This is a genomic window from Ensifer sp. ZNC0028 (assembly GCF_000799055.1).
Classification (GTDB): domain Bacteria; phylum Pseudomonadota; class Alphaproteobacteria; order Rhizobiales; family Rhizobiaceae; genus Ensifer.
Genome location: NZ_JTLA01000053.1, coordinates 1 through 24,282, shown reverse-complemented (window position 1 = coordinate 24,282; position 24,282 = coordinate 1). Strand labels below are relative to the sequence as shown.

General features: G+C 62.9%; 21 protein-coding genes and 1 pseudogene. 13 read left to right on the top strand and 9 right to left on the bottom strand.

What is annotated here, in order from left to right; translation table 11 throughout:
- The first annotated feature begins 19 nt into the window (after positions 1 to 19).
- Together L981_RS13125 and L981_RS13120 are read left to right on the top strand one after the other, a co-directional pair.
- Complete coding sequence (locus L981_RS13125) at positions 20 to 628, top strand: pyridoxamine 5'-phosphate oxidase family protein (RefSeq protein WP_043616434.1); 609 nt, start codon at positions 20 to 22, stop codon at positions 626 to 628.
- Positions 629 to 682: 54 nt separating this feature from the next.
- Complete coding sequence (locus L981_RS13120; RefSeq protein WP_043616431.1) at positions 683 to 1,468, top strand: M15 family metallopeptidase; 786 nt, start codon at positions 683 to 685, stop codon at positions 1,466 to 1,468.
- A gap of 85 nt (positions 1,469 to 1,553) precedes the next feature.
- Here L981_RS13120 and L981_RS13115 read toward each other — a convergent pair whose 3' ends face one another.
- Both L981_RS13115 and fumC read right to left on the bottom strand, forming a co-directional pair.
- On the bottom strand, positions 1,554 to 2,624 hold the full coding sequence (locus L981_RS13115; protein ID WP_043616428.1) for a GGDEF domain-containing protein: 1,071 nt from the start codon (positions 2,622 to 2,624) through the stop codon (positions 1,554 to 1,556).
- A gap of 192 nt (positions 2,625 to 2,816) precedes the next feature.
- The gene (gene fumC, locus L981_RS13110) at positions 2,817 to 4,208 is read right to left on the bottom strand and encodes a class II fumarate hydratase (RefSeq protein ID WP_043616470.1); all 1,392 of its coding nucleotides are present in this window, start codon (positions 4,206 to 4,208) and stop codon (positions 2,817 to 2,819) included.
- 510 nt (positions 4,209 to 4,718) lie between these two features.
- On the opposite strand from fumC, the gene L981_RS13105 reads away from it, so the two are divergent.
- Positions 4,719 to 6,611 (top strand): murein L,D-transpeptidase, encoded by a 1,893-nt coding sequence (locus tag L981_RS13105; protein WP_043616426.1) that lies wholly within the window; start codon positions 4,719 to 4,721, stop codon positions 6,609 to 6,611.
- Between the two features lie 40 nt (positions 6,612 to 6,651).
- Here the strand turns inward: L981_RS13105 and L981_RS13100 are convergent, their stop codons facing one another.
- Entirely contained in the window at positions 6,652 to 7,326 is a 675-nt protein-coding gene (locus L981_RS13100) for an HAD family hydrolase (protein ID WP_043616423.1), read from the bottom strand.
- A gap of 224 nt (positions 7,327 to 7,550) precedes the next feature.
- Between L981_RS13100 and rpiA the strand changes: the two genes are divergently transcribed.
- The 3 genes from rpiA (at position 7,551) to gor (ending at position 10,494) form a co-directional block, all read left to right on the top strand.
- Complete coding sequence (rpiA, locus tag L981_RS13095) at positions 7,551 to 8,246, top strand: ribose-5-phosphate isomerase RpiA (protein WP_034795102.1); 696 nt, start codon at positions 7,551 to 7,553, stop codon at positions 8,244 to 8,246.
- A gap of 119 nt (positions 8,247 to 8,365) precedes the next feature.
- Positions 8,366 to 8,914: a DUF2059 domain-containing protein gene (locus L981_RS13090; RefSeq protein WP_043616419.1), complete on the top strand. Its 549-nt coding sequence runs from the start codon at positions 8,366 to 8,368 to the stop codon at positions 8,912 to 8,914.
- A gap of 191 nt (positions 8,915 to 9,105) precedes the next feature.
- Positions 9,106 to 10,494 carry a glutathione-disulfide reductase gene (gene gor / locus L981_RS13085; protein WP_043616416.1) on the top strand — a complete coding sequence of 463 codons (1,389 nt, stop codon included), beginning with the start codon at positions 9,106 to 9,108 and terminating at the stop codon, positions 10,492 to 10,494.
- Positions 10,495 to 10,497: 3 nt separating this feature from the next.
- On the opposite strand, the gene L981_RS13080 is transcribed toward gor, so the two are convergent.
- Positions 10,498 to 11,361, bottom strand: coding sequence for a LysR family transcriptional regulator (locus L981_RS13080; protein ID WP_043616413.1), 864 nt, complete (start codon positions 11,359 to 11,361; stop codon positions 10,498 to 10,500).
- Positions 11,362 to 11,514: 153 nt separating this feature from the next.
- Here L981_RS13080 and L981_RS13075 point away from each other — a divergent pair, with 153 nt between their 5' ends.
- The 3 genes from L981_RS13075 to L981_RS13065 all read left to right on the top strand — a co-directional run bounded on the left by L981_RS13075 (position 11,515) and on the right by L981_RS13065 (position 14,101).
- Positions 11,515 to 11,778 carry a hypothetical protein gene (locus L981_RS13075; RefSeq protein WP_043616410.1) on the top strand — a complete coding sequence of 88 codons (264 nt, stop codon included), beginning with the start codon at positions 11,515 to 11,517 and terminating at the stop codon, positions 11,776 to 11,778.
- Positions 11,779 to 12,143: 365 nt separating this feature from the next.
- Positions 12,144 to 13,517 carry a class II 3-deoxy-7-phosphoheptulonate synthase gene (locus L981_RS13070; protein WP_043616467.1) on the top strand — a complete coding sequence of 458 codons (1,374 nt, stop codon included), beginning with the start codon at positions 12,144 to 12,146 and terminating at the stop codon, positions 13,515 to 13,517.
- Positions 13,518 to 13,702: 185 nt separating this feature from the next.
- The gene (locus L981_RS13065; protein ID WP_043616405.1) at positions 13,703 to 14,101 is read left to right on the top strand and encodes a GFA family protein; all 399 of its coding nucleotides are present in this window, start codon (positions 13,703 to 13,705) and stop codon (positions 14,099 to 14,101) included.
- Between the two features lie 3 nt (positions 14,102 to 14,104).
- Here L981_RS13065 and L981_RS13060 read toward each other — a convergent pair whose 3' ends face one another.
- The 5 genes from L981_RS13060 to L981_RS13040 all read right to left on the bottom strand — a co-directional run bounded on the left by L981_RS13060 (position 14,105) and on the right by L981_RS13040 (position 20,310).
- A complete protein-coding gene (locus tag L981_RS13060; RefSeq protein ID WP_052201781.1) occupies positions 14,105 to 15,022 on the bottom strand; it encodes a hypothetical protein in 918 nt (305 codons plus the stop codon).
- A 181-nt stretch (positions 15,023 to 15,203) separates the two neighbouring features.
- A complete protein-coding gene (locus L981_RS13055; RefSeq protein ID WP_052201780.1) occupies positions 15,204 to 16,937 on the bottom strand; it encodes a TadG family pilus assembly protein in 1,734 nt (577 codons plus the stop codon).
- 1 nt (position 16,938) lies between these two features.
- Entirely contained in the window at positions 16,939 to 17,361 is a 423-nt protein-coding gene (locus L981_RS13050; protein WP_043616402.1) for a TadE/TadG family type IV pilus assembly protein, read from the bottom strand.
- Positions 17,362 to 17,646: 285 nt separating this feature from the next.
- Positions 17,647 to 18,195: a DUF1003 domain-containing protein gene (locus L981_RS13045; protein ID WP_043616399.1), complete on the bottom strand. Its 549-nt coding sequence runs from the start codon at positions 18,193 to 18,195 to the stop codon at positions 17,647 to 17,649.
- 183 nt (positions 18,196 to 18,378) lie between these two features.
- Positions 18,379 to 20,310: an LTA synthase family protein gene (locus tag L981_RS13040; RefSeq protein WP_082006011.1), complete on the bottom strand. Its 1,932-nt coding sequence runs from the start codon at positions 20,308 to 20,310 to the stop codon at positions 18,379 to 18,381.
- 268 nt (positions 20,311 to 20,578) lie between these two features.
- On the opposite strand from L981_RS13040, the gene L981_RS13035 reads away from it, so the two are divergent.
- From L981_RS13035 to L981_RS13020, 4 genes and pseudogenes are all read left to right on the top strand, one after another.
- On the top strand, positions 20,579 to 22,261 hold the full coding sequence (locus tag L981_RS13035; RefSeq protein WP_043616394.1) for an NAD+ synthase: 1,683 nt from the start codon (positions 20,579 to 20,581) through the stop codon (positions 22,259 to 22,261).
- A 3-nt stretch (positions 22,262 to 22,264) separates the two neighbouring features.
- Positions 22,265 to 22,600 (top strand): hypothetical protein, encoded by a 336-nt coding sequence (locus L981_RS13030; RefSeq protein ID WP_043616390.1) that lies wholly within the window; start codon positions 22,265 to 22,267, stop codon positions 22,598 to 22,600.
- A 24-nt stretch (positions 22,601 to 22,624) separates the two neighbouring features.
- Positions 22,625 to 23,452, top strand: a complete 828-nt coding sequence (locus tag L981_RS13025; protein WP_043616387.1) for a TolB family protein — start codon at positions 22,625 to 22,627, stop codon at positions 23,450 to 23,452.
- A gap of 165 nt (positions 23,453 to 23,617) precedes the next feature.
- Positions 23,618 to 24,282, top strand: a pseudogene (locus tag L981_RS13020) (hypothetical protein); the annotation flags it as partial.

Here is a 24,282-nt window from a genome sequence, read left to right as displayed (position 1 = left end):
GGCAGCATTGGAGGACGGCATGTCGATCATCACCTCGGTCGAGGAACTCAACGCGCTCTATGGCGGCGTCAGCGAAGCGTCGGTGGCCAAGGTCACCAAGACGCTGACGGCCGAATACCGGCTGATGATCGAGGCATCGCCTTTCTGCGCGCTTGCGACCGTCGGCCCGGAGGGTCTCGATTGCTCACCGCGCGGCGACGACGATTGCGTCGTGCGGATCGGCGACGACAAGACTGTGCTTCTGCCGGACTGGCGCGGCAACAATCGGGTCGATTCGCTTGCCAATATCGTGCGCGATCCGCGCGTGGCGCTGATGTTCCTGATTCCCGGTTCGAACACGACGATGCGCATCAACGGCACGGCGGTGCTCAGCGTCGATCCCACCCTGACGGAAAGCTTCGAGGTCGACGGCAAGCACCCGCGCAGCGTCATCGTCGTGACGATTGGCGAGGTTTATTTCCAGTGCGCCCGCGCCGTCATGCGCGCCCAACTCTGGAACCCCGACCGCTTCCTCGATCCGGCATTGCTGCCGACGCCCGGCACGTTGCTGAAGGCCGCCAAGGCGGATTTCGACCGCGAGACCTATGACCGCGAATGGCCGGAGCGCGCCGCCAAGACCATGTGGTAAGCTGCGCCCCGGCTGATCGGCGCGATCAGGCAAGCACGGAGGCTGGAGGCGAGGGTGCGGCAGCAAGCTCTGACAGGTGCGTTCCTGCTCGCCCTCCTGGCCGGCAAGACGTCGGCCGCCGAACCGTCGCTGGCGGAAAGGCTCAATCTGCTGGCAGCAAGCTACCCGGATGCCATCGCGCGCATTGACGGCAATGCCTTGATCCTTGGGGATGGCGGGCCGCCGATCGTCATCGACGACGGCCGAACGAAAAGCCATGCCGAGAAACTCGCTGCGGGGGACGTCGAGGACAGCCTGTCGCAGGTCTATCCGCTCGGTGCCTGTGCGACGCCGCCGGCGGTCGATGTCGACCCGGGGCGCATACGCAGCGAAGCGCTGCTGAAGCGGCTCTATGGCGGCAGCGCTGCAGCCGTCCGGCGCGATCTCGTTGGTGTGGACTGGTTCGGCGAGCGGCTGCAGGTAACGAGGAAGCACGGGATGGCGGCGGCGCTGAAGGCTGTCGCCGCGGACCTGTCGCGACAAGCCGAATTCAGGCGCTATCTCAGCCCGAGTGCCGGCACCTTCAACTGGCGGCCGATTGCGGGCACCGCGACGCTTTCGGTCCACAGTTTCGGTGCGGCCATCGATATCAACACGCGCTTTGCCGACTATTGGCGCTGGGCCGGCAAGGCCCGCGGCGGCTATCGCAACCGTTACCCGCTGGGCATCGTTCAAGCCTTCGAGAAACACGGCTTCGTCTGGGGCGGCCGTTGGTATCACTTCGACACGATGCATTTCGAATACCGGCCGGAGATGATTGCAATTGCTCGCGCCGCAGGCGCCGACGCGTGTCGCCAGTAGTCCCAGCAGGTACTCGCCATGAAACGCAAAAGGCGCCCGCGAAGGGCGCCCGTTGTCGGTTTTGTCTCAGGAAGACGCCGCCTTCTCAGCGGCGATAGATCAGCCAGTTGCGGCCGGATTCCTTGCGCATGCCGTCTTCGAAGAGAACCGTCTTGTTGCGGCCCGCGTTCTTGGCCGAGTAGAGCGCGATGTCGGCCTTGTTGTAGAGGTCGACCGGGTCTTCGGCGGCCGTCGCCATGCAGACGCCGACGGACAGCGTGATCGGGCCGTAATTGACGCCGGTCTTGGAATTGCGGAAGGGCGTCGCAGCCAGCACGGTGCGGATGCGGTCGGCAATCTGGAGGCACTCTTCCTGGCTGCTGTCGCCGAGGATGATGGCGAATTCCTCGCCGCCGGTGCGCGCGACGAAAGCCTCCCGGCGCAGATTGGCGCGCAACACGCCGCCGACGGTCGCCAGGATCTTGTCGCCGACGGGATGGCCGAAGGTGTCGTTGACCTTCTTGAAGTGGTCGATGTCGGCGACGAGCAGGCCGGTGAAGTTTCTCAGGTGCTCGTTGTTGTAGACAGCCGCCAGATTGTCGTCGAAGGCGCGGCGGTTGGCGAGCCGTGTCAGCGAATCTGTGTTGGCGATGCGCTTGTACTCGTCGAGTTCCTGCCGGATGACCTCCATCTCGAAGGACTTCTGCACGACGGTCTCGACGCGTTCCTTGCCCTGGCTCATCGTCTCGGCCGTCGCGTCGGTCAGGATGCCGATCGCGTGGCGCAGGATATCGGCGCTCGATGCGCTCTTGCTGACGATGTTGACATAGGCTTCGTCGAGAACCTTGTTGTAGTTCTCAAGCGCATATTGCTCGTCGCGCAACAGGGTCACCAGTTCGGCAAGCTTGGCCGCAAGCGTGGTGTGGGCGCGCTCGATCCCGTTGGAGCGATGGATGTGGCTGAAATACTGCGCGCCGATCGCGTCCAGTTCTTCCTGGGTCGCGCGGCTGCCGAGTGCGGCCAGTTCCTTCGACAATTGCGGGTTGGAGCCGAGATAGGCTTCGTAATAGAGCTCGTAATTGCGGGGGATGGGCGCCACGCCCATCATGCGCATCGCATGGGTTACCTGCGCTGCGATATCGGGCGTCTGAGCCTTGCCCGAGCTTGCCGTTTGCATGTGCAAACCCCCTAATATGAAACGCTGCTTATCGGTCATTATTTTTAGGGGCAAATGATTTGCGAAGTCTTAATATTTGCCGCCGTCGCGCCACCGCATCGTGATCGATCGCGGCAGGTTTTGCCGATCGACAGTGCGTTCGCGACATCAAGGCCACGGCGCCGCGGAGGCGCCGTGGTGTATCAAAATGGATCAGGCCGGGCTGATCATCGTTTCCGGACGAACGACCGCGTCGAACTCTTCGTTCGTCACATAGCCGCCGCCGACCGCTTCTTCGCGTAGCGTCGTGCCGTTCTTGTGCGCGGTCTTGGCGATTTTGGCGGCGTTGTCGTAGCCGATCTTCGGCGCAAGCGCCGTCACCAGCATCAGCGAGCGGTCGAGCGCTGCCTTGATATTGTCTTCGCGTGCCTCGATGCCGACGACGCAATTGTCGGTGAAGGACACGGCCGCATCGGCGAGCAACTGAACCGACTGAAGGAAGTTGTAGGCCATCAGCGGGTTGAAGACGTTGAGCTCGAAATGGCCCTGGCTGCCGGCGAAGGTGAGCGCGGCGTGGTTGCCGAACACCTGGACGCAGACCTGGGTCAGCGCTTCGCACTGGGTCGGGTTGACCTTGCCCGGCATGATCGACGAGCCGGGCTCGTTTTCCGGCAGCGACAATTCGCCAAGGCCCGAGCGCGGGCCGGAGCCGAGGAAGCGGATATCGTTGGCGATCTTGAAGAGGGCAGCGGCCGTCGCATTGATCGCGCCGTGGCTGAAGACCATGGAATCATGGGCGGCGAGCGCTTCGAACTTATTCGGCGCGGTGGTGAAGGCGATGCCGGTGATCTTGGCGATCTCTTCGGCGACCTTTTCGGCAAAGCCGACAGGTGCGTTGAGGCCGGTACCGACGGCCGTGCCGCCCTGCGCAAGTTCGCAAAGGCCCGGCAGGGTCATTTCGATGCGCTTGATCGAGGAGGCGACCTGCGCCGCGTAGCCGGAGAATTCCTGGCCGAGCGTCAGCGGGGTTGCATCCTGGGTGTGCGTGCGGCCGATCTTGATGATGTGGTCGAAGGCCTTGACCTTGGCTTCGAGCGCCTTGTGCAGGTGCTTCAGCGCCGGCAGCAGGTCATGGATGACGCGCTCGGCGCAGGCGATGTGCATCGCAGTCGGATAGGTGTCGTTCGACGACTGGCTCATGTTGACGTGGTCGTTCGGATGCACCGGCTTCTTCGAGCCCATGACGCCGCCCATGAGTTCGATGGCGCGGTTCGAGATGACCTCGTTGGCGTTCATGTTCGACTGGGTGCCGGAGCCGGTCTGCCAGACGACGAGCGGGAAATGGTCGTTGAGCTTGCCGTCGATCACTTCCTGCGAAGCCTTGACGATAGCATCGGCGACGGTCGAGTCGAGGCGGCCGAGTGCCTGGTTGGTGCGGGCGGCCGCCTGCTTGACGATGCCGAGCGCCCGGACGATCGAAGCCGGCTGCTTTTCCCAACCGATCTTGAAGTTGCCGAGCGAACGCTGGGCCTGAGCGCCCCAATAGCGGTCGTTCGCCACTTCGATGGGGCCGAACGTATCTGTTTCCGTGCGCGTCGATGTCATCGTGATACCTGCCTTGATCATGCGGTTCATGAAGCCTGGGCGAGGGGCCGTGTGGCTGGCCTCTCCAGGGTGCCGGGCCTCTCTCTGCCCCGACGGCCGGAGCTTGTAAAGGGGCGGGCCCCGGCTGGCTATGCTACAATCGTTTGAAACCCCGCGGGCGTGGCGGGTCCACGCCGCGCCACCGTGATTCGGTCTCCGCCAGGCCTCCGGCAGCGTTGTGATGTTTCGGTCACAGACGCCATCTTCTTTTCCGGCGACGATCGCCTGCCGCTGCCGGCGCAAGCGCGCATGCCGAAATAAAATCCATTGGGATCAAATTTTTATCGCTCTCCGCACGTCTTTAAAATGAGGCGTTCGGGAGATTTCGACAGGAGGTCCGATGGCGATCAGTGCCGGCGCGTTTCCTTTTCATTCACCATCCTTTTCTATAACTTTTAGCGCACGAGGGCGTGGCGAGAATCTGGCTTCAGCCGAATTCGGCGACAACGCGATACGGGGACGTAGTTTCATATGAGAGTTCTTAAGACGGCAGCGATCGTAGCGCTCATGAGCGGCTGTGCGATCGCGACCATGGACGCGCGGCCGGCTTCGGCCTTCACACTTGGCGATTTCATCCGGGCAGGCCGGAAGAAGCCGGAAACACAGCAGGCCCCGACCAACGAGGCGCTTCCCGGCGTCGGCGCGATGGTCGATCCGCAGCAGCAGGCGGCCAAGCCGCTGCCGAAAATCACCGGCCCGAAATACTATACCTACAAGGCCGAGCCGCTGCGCCGGATCGCAACCGACAAGCTGCTCGATCCCTTGGTTACCGGTTCCGTGCGCAACGACGCGCTGCCGCCGATGCTGCGTACGCCGCTGGCCGACGCGCGCCAGTTCCTTCCGGGCATCAACGTGCGTGCCTCGGGCGATGTCGCAAAGGCGGTCGAAGCCCATTACGGCGCCCGCATGGACTACATCTGGATCGGCGCTGAAGGCGTCAACGCCAAGGCGAAGGCAGCGGTTGCCGTTCTGGCCGACGCTGCCAAGGTCGGCCTCGATCCCCAGGATTATGCCGTCAGCGTGCCCTCCGACACTTTCGACCGCGGCGACATGATCGCCCGCGAAAAGGAGCTGGTACAGTTCGAGATCGCGCTTTCGGCCGCGACGCTCAGCTACGTGCAGGACACCGTGCGAGGCCGTATCGATCCGAACAAGATCTCCGGCTATCACGACTTCAAGCGCAAGTCGGTGGAACTGCTGCCGCTTCTCGACAAGATGTCGGCAAGCAGCGACGTTGCCGCGCTTTTGAATGAGCAGAGCCCGAAGAGCGCGCAATTTGCCGCACTTTCCGCGGAACTCGCAAAATTGCGCGCCGAACAGGGTGTCGAGCAACGCGTCGAGATTGCGCCGGGCACGCTGCTGAAGCCGGGTCAGAGCAATCCCGAACTTGCAAACATCATCGCGGGTATCCGGCTCAAGGGTTCGGAAAAGCTGAAGACCGACCATGCTACGGTTCTTGCCGCCTACCAGGGCACCCCGGAATACACGCCGGAGCTGGTCACTGTGGTGGAGGCGTTCCAGCAGGAGCACGGGCTCAAGGCCGACGGTGTTGTCGGCCAGGCGTCGCTTCGCATCCTGACCGGCGGCGACACGGTCGCGGCCAAGATCAATAAGCTCGAGATCGCCATGGAGCAGGCGCGCTGGCTGCCGGATGGTCTCGGCGACCGCTACGTCTTCATCAACCAGCCAGCCTTTACCGCCACCTACGCCGACAAGGGCGCCGAGCAGTTCTCGATGCGCGTCGTCGTCGGCTCCAAGGCGAACCAGACCTACTTCTTCCAGGACGAGATCCAGACGGTCGAGGTCAATCCCTACTGGGGCGTGCCGCAGTCGATCATCGTCAACGAGATGCTGCCGAAACTTAGGAGCGACCCGAACTATCTCGATCGCATGGGCTACCAGGTCGAAGTCGGTGGCCGCCCGGTCCCGTCCGCATCGGTCAACTGGAACGGCTCGACCGCATCGGTTGCCGTGCGTCAGCCGCCGAGCAGCGACAATGCGCTTGGCGAGTTGAAGATCCTGTTCCCCAACAGCCACGCGATCTACATGCACGACACGCCGTCGAAGAGCTTCTTCAAGCGTGACAACCGCGCGCTCAGCCACGGCTGCGTGCGGCTGGCCGATCCGCGCCTGATGGCGGCAGCCGTGCTCGGCACGAGCGTCGACGATGTCGGCAAGGAAATCGCCGGCGGCCGCAACAAGGCGCTGCAGGTTCCGGTGAAGGTTCCGGTCTATGTCGCCTACTTCACGGCTTGGCCGAACAAGGACGGCGTGGTCGAGTACTTCAACGACGTCTACGACCGCGATATGTACATGAACCGGGCCTTCGACGCGACGCGCGGCGCGCGCCGGGCGGAAGGATAAGCAAGAAAAAGGCCGCTTCGAGCGGCCTTTTTCTTGTCTGCTATTTGGAAAACAGGCCCGAGACCAGATCCGGGGTCAGCTCGTCGAAATGGCTGATGATGACGGTGGGATCGAGGCTTTCGACCGGAACATCGGAGTAGCCGAAGGGAACGGCGATCGAGGGCACCTGAGCATTGCGGGCGACGAGGAAGTCGTTGAGGCTGTCGCCGACCATCACGGTGCGGGTCGCGAGGCCCCCGGCGTTGGAAACCGTGCGCAGCAGGTGCGCGGCGTCCGGCTTGCGTACTTCGAAGGTGTCGCCACCGGAAATCGCGGCGAAGCGCTCGATCAGGCCGAGCCGTTCGAGCAGGCGCGTGGCGAGCTTTTCCGGCTTGTTGGTGCAGACGGCGAGCTTGAAGCCGGCGCCGGACAGGCGGTCGAGCGCGTCGACGAGGCCCGGATAGGGCAGCGAATCGCCCGGCATCGAGCCGTGGTAGAAATCGACGAACTCCTTCAGCTGCCATTCCAGCACGTCTTCGGCGAGCGGCTTTTGCCGCATCGCGAAGGTGCGCTCGATCATGGCGCGGGCGCCGTGGCCGACGAGATGGGTAAGGTCGCCGTAGGTGACCGGCTCGACGCCGGCCTGGGTAACCGCATGGTTGAGGCTGGCGACCAGGTCTGGCGCCGTGTCGACGAGCGTTCCGTCGAGATCGAAGACGACAATGGGAGAAGACAAGGAGAAACCTCTTGGCGCTGAAAACCGTTGCTGATCGGGTAGGCGAACTCATCGGCGATTGCAATGGCAAGCGGGCGCGGCAAAGCACGCGGAATCCTGAGTGCTGATTTCATTTTGACTTTTGTTTGCGCCGTCGGGCGTGTAAGTGTCACAGCGGAAAAACGGGCGGCCGTTCGCTGATTGCGGCCTGCTGCCCGTGCGAATCACAAGGGAGCGACCGGCGCATGGACGCCCGCGAAATGAAGATCAAAGCCGCGGCCGCGGCGCTTGAATATGTCGAAGACGGCATGCGTCTCGGCATCGGCACGGGTTCCACGGCCGAGGAGTTTGTGCGGCTCCTGGCCGAGAAGGTCGCAGCGGGCTTTCGCATCGAAGGCGTTCCCACCTCGGAGCGCACGGCGCGGCTCTGCCTCGAACTCGGTGTTTCGCTGAAGTCGCTCGACGAGCTGCCGGAACTGGATCTGACGATCGACGGCGCCGACGAGGTCGATGGCCAGCTGCGGCTGATCAAGGGTGGCGGCGGCGCGCTGCTGCGCGAAAAGATCGTTGCGGCCGCCTCCAAGCGCATGATCGTGATTGCCGACGAGACGAAGGTGGTCGACGTTCTCGGTGCCTTCAAGCTGCCGATCGAGGTCAATCCTTTCGGTCAGGTGGCAACGCGGATTGCGATCGAAAAGGTCGCTTCGCGCCTGGGGCTTTCCGGCGATATCACTGTCCGCCAGTCCCATGACGGCGCCTTCCTGACGGACGGCGGGCACCTCATTCTCGATGCATCTTTTGGCCGTATTCCTGATGCAGATGCGCTCGCGGGGGAGCTGAATGCCATTCCCGGCGTCGTCGAGCACGGGCTTTTCATCGGCATCGCTTCGCTGGCAATCATTGCCGGGCCGCAAGGGGCACGCACGCTGACTGCGTCCTGAGCCGGCTTCGCTGCCCCATGAGGGGCAGGAGCGGTGAAGACAACAGGTTTCCATACATGCGGGCCTGGCGGCGGCAATCGCCCGGGCAGCATGCGACAAACACAGGAGCAAGGGTAAAAATGAACAAACTCGCAGGTCTTGTCCGCACTTTCGCTGCCACCGCGGTTCTGCTGTCCGCGTCCGTTCCGGCGGTCAAGGCCCAGGACGTCTCCGAAGACCAGATCAAGGCGGCGCGCGCGACGATCGCTGCTCTGGGCGTAACCAACAGCTTCGACAACATCCTGCCGAACCTGGCCGAACGCCTGAAGAACACGCTGATCCAGGCATCGCCGAACCATCAGGAACTGATCACCGCTACCGTCGACGATAAGGCGCTCAGCCTTGCCGCCCGCCGCGCCGATCTCGAGAACGAAGCCGCGACGATCTACGCCAAGACCTTTTCGCTCGAAGAGCTGAACGCGATCACCGAGTTCTACAACTCGGCAGCCGGCAAGAAGCTCCTGAACGACGGCCCGATCGCCTCGCGCGAACTCCTGAAGGCTGCCGACATCTGGGCATCGGGCGTATCGCGCGACCTGACCCAGGAAGCGACCAAGTCGCTCGACGAGAAGGTCGGCTCCGCTCAGCCGGCAGCAGCCGAAGGCGCCGTTCAGGCGCCGGCCCAATAAGCTGCAGCGCTTGGCGCCTTCATCACGTTTCGAGGAGCCCGGAGCGATCCGGGCTTTTCTTTTGCCCGGAGGCTCCACTATATGTGCCTGCGACGCAGCCATCGGCTGCGCCCGGTTGCGTGTCGGCCAAGCATCGTTCGGCCCGCTTTTCAGATCGCCATTTCGGCCCGCTTGCTTTCAGGAGACTGCCCATGCCCGCTTTCGACTATGACCTTTTCGTAATCGGCGGCGGTTCGGGCGGCGTGCGCAGCGGACGGCTCGCCGCGAGCCTCGGCAAGAAGGTCGCGATCGCGGAAGAGTATCGCTATGGCGGCACCTGCGTCATCCGCGGTTGCGTGCCGAAGAAGCTTTATGTCTACGCGTCGCAGTTTTCCGAGCACTTCGAAGACGCAGCCGGCTTCGGCTGGACGGTCGGCGAAAGCACGTTCGACTGGAAGAAGCTGGTCGCCGCCAAGGAGCAGGAAATCACCCGGCTCGAAGGGCTCTACCAGAAGGGCCTCAACAATGCCGGCGCCGAAATCCTGCATACGCGCGCCGAGCTCGTCGGCCCGAACACGGTTCGCCTGCTCGACAGCGGCAAGACGGTAACGGCGGAACGCATCGTCATTGCCGTCGGTGGTCATCCGACCCCGCATGACGCGCTGCCGGGCCACGAGCACTGCATTTCGTCCAACGAAGCCTTCGACCTTGCGGAGCTGCCGAAGTCGATCCTGATCGCCGGCGGCGGCTACATCGCCGTCGAGTTCGCCAATGTCTTCCACGGCCTCGGCGTCGAGACGACGCTGATCTATCGCGGCAAGGAAATCCTGTCGCGCTTCGACCATGACCTGCGCCGTGGGCTGCATGTGGCGATGGAAGAGAAGGGCATCCGCATCCTTTGCGAGGACATCATCCAGTCCGTCACGCTCGACGCCGACGGCAAGCGCGTCGCACACACGATGAAGCACGGCGCCATTGCCGCCGACCAGGTGATGCTGGCGCTCGGCCGCGTGCCGAACACCAGGGGCCTCGGCCTGGAGGCCGCCGGCGTGAAGACGGACGAGCGCGGTGCCATCGTGGTCGACGCCTTCTCGCGCACCAGTGCGCCCGGCATCTATGCGCTTGGCGACGTGACCGACCGCGTGCAACTGACGCCGGTCGCGATCCATGAGGCGATGTGCTTCATCGAGACCGAGTATAAGAACAATCCGGTGTCGCCGGACCACGACCTGATCGCGACCGCGGTCTTCTCGCAGCCGGAAATCGGTACCGTCGGTCTGACCGAAGAGGAAGCGGCGCGCCGGTTCGACGAACTCGAAGTCTACCGTGCCGAGTTCCGGCCGATGAAGGCGACGCTTTCGGGGCGCAAGGAAAAGATGATCATGAAGCTGATCGTCAATGCCGCCGACCGCAAGGTTCTGGGCGCTCACATTCTTGGCCATGACGCTGGCGAAATGGCGCAGCTGCTTGGCATTTCGCTGAAGGCCGGCTGCACAAAGGACGATTTCGACCGGACGATGGCAGTGCACCCGACGGCGGCGGAAGAATTGGTAACGATGTATTCGCCGTCCTATCGCATCCGCAAGGGCGAGCGGATCTAACGCTCAGGCGGAAGCTCCCGCAAACCGCGCCTCCTCGCGTTTGAAAAGATCGGCGAGGCGATCGATGACCGTCCGGACCTCCGGGCGGCGGCGGTCGTCGTCGTTTGCCGCGATCCACAACGGATGCGTCAGGCCCTCGATCAAGTCGCCTTCGCGCTTGAGGAATGGATCACCTTCGCCGACAAAGGCGGGCAGGACGCCGCGGCCGGCGCCGTTGCGGATCAGCCGCACGAGAAGGGTGGCACTGTCGGTCCACGTGTGGATCTGCTGCTCGCGGTTTTCGAAGACCCATCTTTCCGCCGGCGAGCTGGCAACTTCGGTGCCAATCGATATCCAGGGAAAGTCCTCGCGCTCCGGCATATTGCCGGCGCGATAGACGGCGTACGCGATGTTGACCGAGCGGCGCACCGCCACGTTACCCGAGTGCGGCTTTTCGTGCAGGACGGCCACATCGGCCTCTCTGAAGGTCAGGTCGAGGCCGCGATGCGCGTGCTTGCAGCAGAAGCGAAAACCGTCGCCCGAGGCGCGGATGTCGGTTGAATGATCGGCGACGAAGCCGGCGAGCCAGGCATCGCTTGCGACCGACACGATCGGCAGCGCGAAGGCGTCGCGGTGCCAATCGGAGATATTTGCGGCGGCATTCCGCATGGCACGGACATGTTCGAGCAGGATCTGGCCGTCATGGGCGAGGCTGTAACCTTGCTGGCTGCGGATGAAGAGTGCCCTGCCGGTCGCCCGCTCCAGTGCGAGCATGCGGCGGCCTATGGTCGGCGCGCTCAAGCCTGTGCGCGTCGCAGCCCCGCTCAAGCCACCCTCGGTCGCAACGTGATAAAACAGTTTCAAATCGTCCCAGGCTGCCTCGACCATAAGCACTCCATGGCGGTCACTGTCTCGTAGTAGCGCGGGTCGCCCGCCTTGGCTTCCGTTCGCGGATGAAAGACGTCTTTCAACGGTGCGCCTACAACGCTGCCGGCAAAGACATTAGGTCTCCGATTGTCTCAAGGCAAAGGAGGCGAGACCATGTTTGAACATTGGGCAGTCATGTGGACGGTTCTGCAACGCGAACGCCGCCGCGAGAAACGCAACGGCCTGGATGATCCGCTCGACGGACCGGAGTGGCGCGGTCTGCACCGGGTGCTGCCGGTCTTCTCTTTCCTGCTTAACTTGCGCAGATCGGACGCGCGCTTGACGCGTTCCGATGCGACACTCACAGGACGTACAGGCGCGCGCTGGGACGCGAGGGCCAGCCATTGCCGGCCGCAAGCCGCCGGGCACGATCGCTGAACAGACCGTCGCCTATCTTCGCGGCGGCTGTCGTATTCGAGATGCCACTATCCCATTGAAACTGCGCATCGTTCTTTCGATATAGGGAGCAGGACTTTCGGGATCGTGCGCTCCCAGGACATATCGTTGCGCGTCGACCGCCCTGCAAAGCAATGAATTCTGGTAGGATGGCTTTCCAAGCGTTTCCTTAACGTCTATAAGCCCGCATTCCGCGGCGTTTCCGGCTGGGCGGGCACGAGGCGTGGCCAAGTGACCGGGGCAGGGCCTGCGGATGGTGAGTGAAATTTCAGAATACCGGGCGGCCGCATTGGCCGTCAGGGCGTGACCCGCGCGGTTGGATCCGCGGCAGACAACAGGTGATCGAAATGGCACAGACTTGGACTCCAAACAGCTGGCGGCAGAAACCCATCCAGCAGGTGCCGGAATATCCGGACCTGGCAGCGCTTGAGGCGACCGAAGCGCGCCTCGCGAAGTATCCGCCGCTGGTGTTTGCGGGCGAAGCCCGTCGTCTGAAGAGTGCCCTTGCCAATGTCGCCGAAGGCCGCGGCTTCCTGCTGCAGGGCGGCGATTGCGCCGAGAGCTTTGCCGAGCACGGCGCCGACACGATCCGCGACTTCTTCCGCGCCTTCCTGCAGATGGCCGTCGTCCTGACGTTCGGCGCGCAGCAGCCGGTGGTAAAGGTGGGCCGTATCGCCGGCCAGTTCGCCAAGCCCCGTTCCTCGGGCGTCGAGAAGCAGGGTGACGTGACGCTGCCGTCCTACCGCGGCGACATCATCAACGGCATCGAGTTCACCGAGGAAGAGCGCATTCCGAACCCGGAACGCCAGATCATGGCTTACCGCCAGTCGGCCGCTACGCTGAACCTTCTGCGCGCCTTTGCGATGGGCGGCTATGCCAACCTCGACAACGTGCACCAGTGGATGCTCGGTTTCGTCAAGGACAGCCCGCAGGCGGAGCGCTACCGTAAGCTCGCCGACCGGATCTCCGAAACCATGGACTTCATGAAGGCGATCGGCATCACCTCGGAAAACCATCCGAGCCTGCGCGAGACCGATTTCTTCACCAGCCATGAGGCGCTGCTGCTCGGTTACGAGCAGGCGCTGACGCGCGTCGACTCGACCTCGGGCGACTGGTACGCCACGTCGGGCCACATGATCTGGATCGGCGACCGTACCCGCCAGCCCGACCATGCGCATATCGAATATTGCCGCGGCATCAAGAACCCGCTCGGCCTCAAGTGCGGCCCGTCGCTGACGGCCGATGGCCTGCTGGAGCTGATCGACCTGCTCAACCCGGCCAATGAAGCCGGCCGCCTGACGCTCATTTGCCGCTTCGGCCATGACAAGGTCGCCGAGCACCTGCCGCGCCTCATCCGCGCGGTCGAGCGCGAAGGCAAGAAGGTGGTCTGGTCCTGCGACCCGATGCACGGCAACACGATCACGCTCAACAACTACAAGACCCGTCCGTTCGAGCGGATCCTGTCGGAAGTCGAAAGCTTCTTCCAGATCCACCGCGCCGAGGGTTCGCATCCGGGCGGCATCCATATCGAGATGACCGGCAACGACGTGACGGAATGCACCGGCGGTGCGCGTGCGCTTTCGGGCGACGATCTCGCCGACCGCTACCACACCCATTGCGATCCGCGCCTCAACGCGGACCAGGCGCTGGAACTCGCCTTCCTGCTCGCCGAACGCATGAAGGGCGGCCGCGACGAGAAGAAGATGGTCGTCAACGGCTGATCTAAATCTTTGGCATCGTTCAGGTTTTCTGAACGTCGCTTTGATGTATTGAATTTGACAATGCCGGGCCGGCTCTGGAAGTTGGCCCGGCATTTTCGTGTCTGGAGCAGGGCGCGGCGCGGGCTGTCGCTTGGGCCGGCGCGCTTCATGGCACGATCGAGGGATCGTGATCTTCAGGAGGGGCCATGCAGGACATTCATCACGGGGGCTGCCTTTGCGGCGCCATTCGCTTCAAGGCGCGCGGAGAGCTGCGCGAACTGATCTTCTGCCACTGCAGCCAATGCCGGAAGCAGACCGGGCTCTATTACGCCGCAACCAACGTTTTAGACCAGGACTTCGAACTGGAGGGGGCGGAGAACGTAACCTGGTACAGGGCCAGTGACAGCGCCAGCCGGGGCTTCTGCCGGCACTGCGGGTCGGCGATGTTCTGGAAGGCGGACGGTTCGGATTATACCTCGATCCTCGCGGGCACCTTCGACAAGCCGACGGTGCTGAAGCCCGGCTACCATATCTTCTGTGAAGACCAGGGCGATTTCTACGAGATCAAGGACGACCTGCCGAAATTCGCGGCCGGCCGCGTCTGAAGGTCAGGCCGGCGGGTTTGCTGCTCGCCGCTCGGCCTGTTCGAAGCCGTTGGCGAGGCCTGCAAGCTTGACCGCCTGCCACTGGCAATATTCCGCGATTAGCCGCTCGCTCAGCCAGAAGAGGCCGCGCTGACCCTCATCGGCTCTTCCAAGCAGGCCCAGGTCCTGGGCGCGGGTGAAGATGCGCCGGATATGGGTGTTCGAGATCATGTAATGCGTGGCGAGGTCCGAGAGGTTTGCCTCCAGCCAGACCTTGCCGTCCACCGGGTCGAGACTCTTCGGCCGCGCCATCAGATCGTCGAGCAGAAGGCCGCCGCACTCGGTCCACACGAACGCCGCGACCCCTTCCGGCGGTTCGGTCCACCGGCGGTCCGATAGCAGCAGGCGGGCGGCGATCGGCTGAGCCCGCTCGAAAACAGTCCGGTCGGCGTCGACGCGCGCGATACGGCATTTGCCGTCGAAGCGATCGAGCGTTCCCATCTGGCTCATGAACCAGCGCAACATGGCGCCTTCGCTGATTTCCGTCGGCTCCAGCGGACGGATCTTCTTGCGCGCCCGCCCGCCATCCGCATCGCGCAGAAGCTTGTAGGTCAGGAGCTCGGCGATGAAGGCCGCGGCAGTGTTGCGGCTGGCGCCGCCGGTCTCATGGATGAACTTGAGGAGGCGCGCGGTCGTGATCCCGGATTCGGGATTGCCGGGATCGCGCTCGAGGTGAAGGGCATAGACAGCCTGGCTGAGGGTCCATTTCTGGTGAGAGGCAACAAGGCGGGCGATGCGGGGAAACGTGTCGTAGGCGGCCATCAGGTCGCGCGCGCTCGCCTGGAGCACGTTGCGTAATTCCGGATGACGAAGAAAACCTTCCGCTGTGAAGGTGAGCGAGCCATCCCGCGCAGCACCTTCCTGCTCTGCCACCACCCGCATCTGCTGCGCACACCCCCAATGCTCGCGCGGCCCGCCGAGGGCAGGGAACTCCAGGAACCCCGCCGGCCAGCTGCCACTCAGCTGTACCCTTCTAGCAGGGCTACCTTGTGCATAACGTGTCAGCAACTGAATTTGTTCAACGGGGCGTTGACGGTTGCCGCCGAGCGCCCCGTTGAAGGGACTACTGCACCAGCACCGGCGACTGGCACTTGACGCCGGTGACGCGCACATCGGCCTCGCCGACCCGTACGCCGACGAGTAGCAGCAGGTTGTAAAGCAGATCGTCGACCGGCTTGGTGACGGCTCCGAGCGTCTGGGCCAGTGCCTGCTGCACGATGGTCGGGCTGCCGAGCGTCAGGAACAGGACCTGGATGTTCAGGTCGAGATTGTTGAGGAGCGTTTGCGTCGTCGAGGTCAGGATGTCCTTGGTCGAGACGGTCTTGATCGACCGGGCCGCAACTTCGGACGGGCTGAAGCTCAGGCGCGTCGGCTTGAGGTTCTGCGCCTCGACATGGGCGAGTGCATCGATCTTGACCACCAGCGCGTCGACGAGCTTGGCTCTTTGCACCCGCGCGTCGGATGAGAAGTTGGACAGGACCGCCGGATCGACGTCGCCGATGGCGATCTCTGCGATGCCGGGCACTGCGTCGACGCTGACCGAAGCATTTTCGGGCGTGCCGCCATAGCACCGGATATCGGCGAGCTTGGCTTCCGCATAGGCGAGCTCGACATAGATCGGCAGGCGGATGCGAATGCCGGCAAGGGCAGCCAGACCGTCGACGTTGACTTCGACGGAAAGGCGGGTCTGGGCCGTGCGCACAGCCGCACCGGGCGTGCCGAGGCGATGGCTCGGCGTTTCGACCGGCGGCTCGCCGATCGCGAGCTTGACCTTGGCAGATGCGATCCCCGGCAGGCCAGCCACTGCATTCAGCGCGATCTGGTTTTCGCCGTTTGCAATCGCGGCTGCGGCGGAGACGATCTGCAGCGCGCTTACCCGCATCGCCCAATCGGAGCCGGCGTCGATCTGCAGGCTCTTCTTCGGGTCGAGGTTGAGGATCTGCGCGAGCGTGAAGGTGCGCTTGTCGCTGGAGGTCGAAAGCTCGATGCTCTTGAGTGCGGCCGTGACCGTCCCGGACAGGCCCTGGACGAGCCGCATGGAGGCAAGCAGCTGCGGCATCGTCAGGTTTGCCTTCAGCACGTCCTCATAGGAGGCCGCCGTCAGGTTGAGCCTGGTCGCGATGATCTTCAGGAACGGCTGGATGTCGATGTCCGCGTCGATGAGCGCCTGGTAATCCATGACCTTGAGCGAGATCGTCGTTCCGAGCATCTGCCCGAGGATGGAGTTGAGCAGCCCGTCATTGAGGCTTGCAAGGCGGGAGCCGACGGAGAAGGCGGCAATCTTCGAACTGGCTGCCGTGCCGTAGACGCTGAGGTCCGGCGCCTTGGTGAAGATCGAGGCGAGGAAGATGTCGCCCTTCCTTTCGAGCATGACCTGCACGGCGTCCGTGGGCGTTGCGTCCTTGATGAAGCGCTGGCCGGCATCGACCGACGGATCGGGAACGTAGCGCCCGCGCGTCACGGTTGCGACGCCGTCAAGCTTGGCGGTGCTGATGTCACCGGGCGGCAAGGTCTTACCATCGATGGTCAACAAACCGTTTGGCGTCGACACACCGTAGTTCAGGCCATTGTTGGCGAAGTGGTTGAGCACGGCCTTCTCGGCGGACGAGACGTTGGCCGCCGCCGCGATCGCGGCGAGATCGACCGTCGACTGCATTTCACGCTTCTGGACGGTGAGGTAGCCGTAGTCGATCGCCAACGCCATGGACGTGATGACCAAGGGCATGGCCAGGGCGGCCGAGACGCCGATGTTGCCGCTACGGGCACGGGCGAGGGAGCTCATGGGATTCCACAGCATATCAGACCCCTCCGATGCGGATGGTTGCAAAGCGCTCGATCTGTTCGCTCGGCATGGCGAAGGTGAACAGGTTGAAGATTGGCAGGTCGCCGGCGTCGTATTTGATCCGGACGGTGAACTGGTTTGCGTTGTTGGCGTCGTCCTTGACGGTGACGGTCATGCGCGACGACTTGATGAAGGCCTGATCCATCGTCGTGCGACGGATATAGTCGGTCGCGAGCCGTTCACGCTCGGTTTCGGAGAGGCCGGCAATGGCCGTGCGGGCGGCATCGGCGGCGATCTGCTGAATGGAATGGGCGGCACTCAGGTAGACGCCGTATGCGATCAGGGTCAGCACGCACATGAAGAAGAGCGGTGCTATTATTGCAAATTCGATCGCAGCGGCCCCGTCTCGGCCACCTAACAGGCGCTTGAAATTGGACATTGCAGCATCTCCGCGTACCCACGTTGCTGTATTTTTCGAATGTCCCTGCACCCCTAACGTGATCCTCAAATATTAATTTTTTCATACTCCGATAAGTTGTTGAATCCCAATGCATTTCGCGATTGTTGCAAAATGTGTATTCACAGTTGAATTAGGGTTTATGAAGATGAGCTAGTTTTCGCCCTGCTGCGACGCCTGCGCGCGCGCCTTGTGCGGGCTCTGAGATGCGCGGAAGGGCTGCCGGTTATCTCGCCGGCAGTGAGTGCAGCTTGGGCCCATATCCGGTCACTGCTGTGCGGGCGGCGCGCGGTAATGTTCGAGCTGACGGTTGAGCGCCGCCAGGTCGGCGCGCAGCTCGGAGATCTCGCGCAGCAGCACGTCGTCGACCTTGTGATGCAGCGCGATCAACTCGACCTCCGATTTGAGATTGACTTCGTAATCCTTCGACGCGGCGAAGCGGTCGCGTTCGGCCTGGCGGTTCTGCGACATCATGATGACCGGCGCCTGCAGCGCGGCGAGCATCGAAAGCACCAGGTTGAGGAAGATGTAGGGGTAGGGATCGAACGCTCCGGTGATGAGCAGCACCGAATTGACCAGAACCCAGCAGACGAGAAAGCCGCAGAAGCCGATGATGAAGCTCCATGAGCCGCCGACCCGGGCGATATTGTCCGCGAGCCTGTCGCCGAAGGAGAGCCCGGCCGTAAACGCCGCGTGGGAATCCGTCGAAAGCGTGCGGCGATCGCGGGCGTGGGCGAGGATGCGGGCCTCGATCTCGCCAAGCTCGCTGATCGGCTTGCCGAAAAGCTGTTTCGAAATGTCGTTGAAATGCGGCATGGGGATCTCCGGTGTTGGCCGGATGAAATCTAGGGCATGTCGCGCAAAAGTCCGCAGCGGTTTTGCTTTGCCCGCGTGCGAACCATCAAAAGCTTAAGGCGTGGGGGAATTCAGGCGCCAGCCAATACCGCCATGGCCGAAGGCGCGAAGCCGGACCGGGTGCGACCCGTCCGGCTTCTTGTGTCAGTGGGTTTCGGCAGCGCTTGCGAACAGGTCCGCGTGCGACTTGAAGAACCGGTCGGTCGAGAAGCGGTCGCCGAACATCATGTCGTGCTGCAGGAAGCGGTAGTCACGCAGCAGTGCCGGCACCTTCGGCTGGCGCGACCATTCGGCGACTTCCTTGCCATTCTTGCGGATCAGCATGTAGCGGTCGACCACGCGGTACTGGTCGTACACCTTGCCGAGGAAACCGGTGTAGTAGGGGTGCTCGTAACCGGACTGCTTGAGGATCTGGTAGGAGAGGAAGGCCGGGCTGATGGTGCCGACGTTCTTCTTCGGACCGGTCTTGTTCGACCAGACGACGAGCGGCGTTTCATGTTGCGCCTTCATCTGCTCCTTCGAACCCTTGCGTTCCGCCGTCACGCCCTTCATGAAACCGGTGCTGGTATAGACGGTGTTGAGCGGCGGCAGGTGGTCGCCGAAGAGTACGATGATCGTTTCGCGGTCACGGTTCTTCGCCCACTCCATCAGCTTCTTCAGGCTTTCGTCAGCTTCCTTGATGCCTTGAGCGTAGGTTTCCAGCACCTGCCGGTCGGCTTCCGGCAGGTCGCCTTCGACCTTGATGGTGTTCTTCGCATAGCGGTTCGCCTCATAGGGACCATGGCCCTGCAGCGTGACGGCGAAAAAGAAGAACGGATCGTCCATCGCATCCGCCTGGTGGATGATTTCGTTGGTCAACGACTCGTCCGAGGCGAAGATGCCGCGCTTCTGCATCGGCGGCATGTTCTCTTCCGACTTGAACATGTCGAAGCCGAAGGCCTTGTAGACGGCGGTGCGGTTCCAGAACCAGCTCTGGAACGGATGGATGGCGCGCGAGACATAACCTTCGCCGCGGAAGAAGGTGGCAAGCGACGGGATCGGATTGCGGATGTACTGCTGGTAGGGGATGCTGCCATAGGGCAGGAACGCGTTGGAGAAGCCGGTCAGCGCCTCGAACTCGACATTGGCGGTCATGCCGCCGAACTCCGGCGAAAAGACGTTGCCCGACTGCATTTCGCGGATCGTCGGCATCGGATCTGGCGACAGCTTGACGTTCGGCAGGCGGGTCGGATCCCAGAAGGATTCGCTCATCAGCACGATGACGTCGGGCTTGCCGCGGTGCGAGGTGCCGGCGGGGAGCGGCTTCACCGGGATGCGGTCGATCGCGTCGGCCATGTAACCGGCGGGCGCGCTGACATTGGCCATCGGCAGGTTGATGGCAAAGGCGAGCGCAAAGCCGTTGTGCTTATAGTTCTCGGTCTGGTCCCACATGATCGGGATGACCTTGAGGCGATCACGGATCCAGGAGAACTGGTTGTAATCCATGATGTTCCAGAAGGCGACGAGCAGCGGCAGCGCGAAGGCGAGGCGGGCGATGCGCTCGCGGGTCGTCAGCTTCGGGAAGGTGCGCCAGGCAAAACGCAGCAGGAGAGCGATGCCAACGACGGCGACGACCAGGCCGACAGCGATGCCGACGGCCGTCCACGGACGGTCCTTCACCAGAACCGGCATCAGTTCCATGATCTGGCGACCGAACAGGAAATCGGTCGGATAGAGCGGGTCGGACAGGAAGACCTGCTTCTGCTGGCAGACGACGGCGGGGATGATGGCAAGCGGCGCAATCACCACGGCCGACTTGTGTTCGCGACCGAAAATGCCGTCGACAGCGAGTAGGATCAGGAAGAAGGCGCCAACGGTCGTCAGCGCCGGGCGCGTCGGATCGAGCATGTAGGCGATGCTATCGGCAAGCGACTGACGCACGATCAGTTCGACGAGGAACACCAGAACGGCTGCGACGAAGAGGGAGAAGAATGCGCTGCGGGTGGCCGCGAGCGTCTTGGCGTGCCGTGTGGCGAAGCCCGGCCTATCGACATAGACACGTGAGCCTCTCGCAACCGCGGAATCGATACTGGCCAACATATTCTCCAATTTCATAAATGCGTCGTGTAACTGTCATACGCCCGTCATTTTGAACAGGGGATGAATGGTTTCTTAACGGGAATGGAGGGTGGCTTTTCGTGGCGTGAAGCAGCGCGAACAGCCCAGTATAAGGACCGGGAAAAACAGAATTTTTCGGTTTTTTTCTCGTCGCTGCGATTGCCTGTGGGTATTTTCCCGCAGATTGCGCTAAAGAACATTGCGAAAGTCAGCTGCAATCGTTCAGGACAGACCGACAGGCCCGCTCATGACCGCCCATAAAAACGCCCCTTCGCTCCTTCGCATCGCCATTGCCCAGCTCAATCCGACCGTGGGCGACATCGCCGGAAACCTGGCCAAGGCGCGTGAGGCGCGCGCCGACGCGGCGCGCCAGGGCGCCGATCTCCTGCTTTTGACGGAGCTGTTCATTTCCGGCTATCCGCCGGAAGACCTCGTTCTGAAGCCAGCCTTTCTGAAGGCGTGTCTCCAGGCCGTCGAAAAGCTCGCTGCCGAGACGGCGGATGGCGGTCCGGGCGTCATTATCGGCTTTCCGCGGCTGGCAAAGACCGGCCGGCACAATTCGATAGCCGTGCTCGACGACGGCAAGGTGATCGCGGTCCGCGACAAGGTCGACCTACCGAACTACGGCGAGTTCGACGAGAAGCGCGTGTTCGATCCGGGCGAGATGCCGGGGCCGGTCAATTTCCGCGGCGTGCGCATCGGCATTCCAATCTGCGAAGACATCTGGGGCGATCTCGGCGTCTGCGAGACGCTGGCCGAAAGCGGTGCTGAAATCCTGCTGTCGCCCAATGGCTCGCCCTACTATCGCGGCAAGGTCGACGTGCGCCATCAGGTGGTTCTGAAGCAGGTGATCGAGACAGGCCTGCCGATGATCTACGCCAACCAGCTCGGTGGCCAGGACGAACTGGTCTTCGACGGCGCCAGCTTCGCCTTCAACACCGACAAGTCGCTCGCCTTCCAGATGAGCCAGTTCGAGGAGGCGATCTCGATTGTCGAATGGAAGAAGGGCGACAGCGGCTGGCATTGCGAGCACGGCCTGAAGTCGCGCCTGCCGGAACGGGAGGAAGCGGACTACCGCGCCTGCATGCTCGGCTTCCGCGACTATGTGAACAAGAACGGCTTCAAGAATGTGGTGCTCGGCCTTTCCGGCGGCATCGACTCCGCCATCTGCGCGGCACTCGCCGTCGATGCGCTCGGCGAGGAGCGGGTGCGCACGGTCATGCTGCCCTACCGCTACACTTCGCAGGAATCGCTGAAAGACGCCAAGGAATGCGCCGAGGCGCTTGGTTGCCGTTACGACATCGTGCCGATTTCCGAGCCGGTCGAAGGGTTCCTCAGCGCTCTCTCCGATACGTTCGAAGGCACGGAGTCCGGCATCACCGAGGAGAACCTGCAGAGCCGCACCCGCGGCACCATCCTGATGGCGATCTCCAACAAGTTTGGTTCAATGGTGGTGACCACGGGCAACAAGTCGGAGATGTCGGTCGGCTACGCCACGCTCTATGGCGACATGAATGGCGGCTTCAACCCGATCAAGGACCTCTACAAGATGCAGGTCTACGCGATCTCGAGCTGGCGCAACACCACGGTTCCGCCGGGCGCGCTCGGTCCTTCCGGTATCGTCATTCCGCAGAACATTATCGACAAGGCGCCTTCGGCCGAGCTTCGCCCCAACCAGACGGACCAGGATTCGCTGCCGCCCTATCCGGTGCTCGACGACATTCTCGAATGCCTGGTGGAAAAGGAGATGGGAACGGACGAGATCGTCGCTCGCGGCCACGACGAGGCGACCGTTCACCGGGTCGAGCATCTGCTCTACATCGCCGAATACAAGCGCCGGCAATCGGCGCCGGGCGTCAAGATCACCAAGAAGAATTTTGGCCGCGACCGCCGCTACCCGATCACCAACCGCTTCCGCGATCGGGGCTAGGGAGTGGACACCCGCTCCGAAGAGACGCACGGCCGACAGGGCCGTCCAGAATTTACGGAGGAGGAAATCCGGCTCCTGCGACTGTGGTCGGCAAGCGACGTTTCGGCCGGCCGGCAGCTTTCGGCGCAGGTCGGCTATTTCGCGACGCCTGCTATCTTCGGGGTCTATGGCCTTGCGAGCGGAAGCCTCACCGTCGTCGGCGTTGCCTTCATCTGCATCCTGCTCCTGCTGGCCTGGGGGCTGGTCACCACCTGGCGGGACCGACGCGATTCCGTTCTCATGCAATCGGTCTGTTCCAAGGTTCTGGCGACCCTGCCGGCGGGTGAAGACAAGAAATAGCGGCCTCGTCCGGGAGAGAAGAGCATGCGCAGTTCCGTCGAAATCCATGACATCACAACAGGTGAAACGCGGGTTGTCTGGCAGACGGACAGGCTGGTCGAGGCACCGAACTGGTCGCGGGACGGCTCACATCTGATCATCAACGATGACGGCAGGATCTATCGGCTTGGCCTTGATGGTTCCGAACCGGTGGAGATCGATACCGGTTTTGCGACGCTCTGCAACAACGATCACGGCCTCTCGCCGGATGGCACGACGATCGCGATCAGCGACAAGACCGAGTTCGGAAAATCGGCGATCTACCTGCTGCCGGCCGAAGGCGGCACACCGCGGCTCGTCACCCGCAACCTGCCGTCCTATTGGCACGGCTGGTCGCCCGACGGGAAAACGGTGACCTATTGCGGCATCCGCGACAAGGTCTTCGACATTTACACGATCTCCGTCGATGGCGGCGATGAGCGGCGGCTCACCCATGGCGAGGGCCGCAACGACGGGCCCGACTGGTCGGCGGACGGCGAATGGATCTATTTCAACTCGAGCCGTACCGGCCAGATGCAGATCTGGCGGATCCGCCCGGACGGTAGCGACATCACGCGGATCACCGACAGCCCCTATGGCGACTGGTTTCCGCACCCGTCGCCTGACGGTAAGCATCTGCTGGTGCTTTCCTATGACGGCGACGTTTTCGATCATCCGAGGGATCTCGATGTCCGGTTGAGGCTGATGGACATGGACGGCGGCAATGCCCGCATCCTGTTCGAGCTCTTCGGCGGGCAGGGAACGATCAACGTTCCCAACTGGGCGCCCTCGAGCGATCGTTTCGCCTTCGTCCGCTACGAACCGGAAAGCTGACCGCGCTGGACAAGTATATCGAGGCCATGCTAGCGATGAGGTCGTTCGCAGGGCGCATCCGATCCGCGGGAAGGGCAAGGCCCACCTGTCTCACTGAACTTGGTTGCCACACCTCTTTTCAGTCTGTGGGCGCGGATACCGGACGTGAATGAAAGGAGGTCTTTCATGATCACGCGCGATCTTTCCGCGAACATTACCCTCGATACGATCCGCAAGCAGGCCAAGGCTTTTTTGAAGGCCGTCAAGGCTGGCGATGCCAGTGCAAGGCAGCGGGCGCTTCCCTATTTCTCCGAACCGACCGCAATGGGCCTTCAGGATGCCCAACTGGTGCTTGCCCGCGAATTCGGCTTTGCCAGCTGGACGCGGCTGAAGCGGCATCTGGAGAAAGCCGAAATCGGCACGCCCTCGACCGAACAGGTCGCAAACCGCTTTCTCGCCCTGGCGACGGTCTCTTATTTCGGTGACATCGCCGCCGATCCCGAGCGGTTCGCTCAGGCGCTCGACCTTCTCAAGGACCATCCTGAGATTGCCGCGGACAACATTCACGTGGCCGCCGCCCTCGGCGACGCCGCGGCGATCGACCGCTTTCTCGATAGCGACCCGAAACTCGCAGAGAAGCGCGGCGGTCCGTTCGACTGGGAGCCGTTGCTCTATACCGCCTATGCCCGCGTTCCCGGCCGCTCGTCGCTGCCGGCGGGTGCCCGCCTGATTGCGCGCGGGGCCGATCCGAACGCCTACTGGCTCGACGACGGCCAGTATCGTTTCACGGCTTTGACCGGCGTCTTCGGCGAGGGCGAGGCGGGGCCGGAGCGGCAGCCGCCGCACCCGGA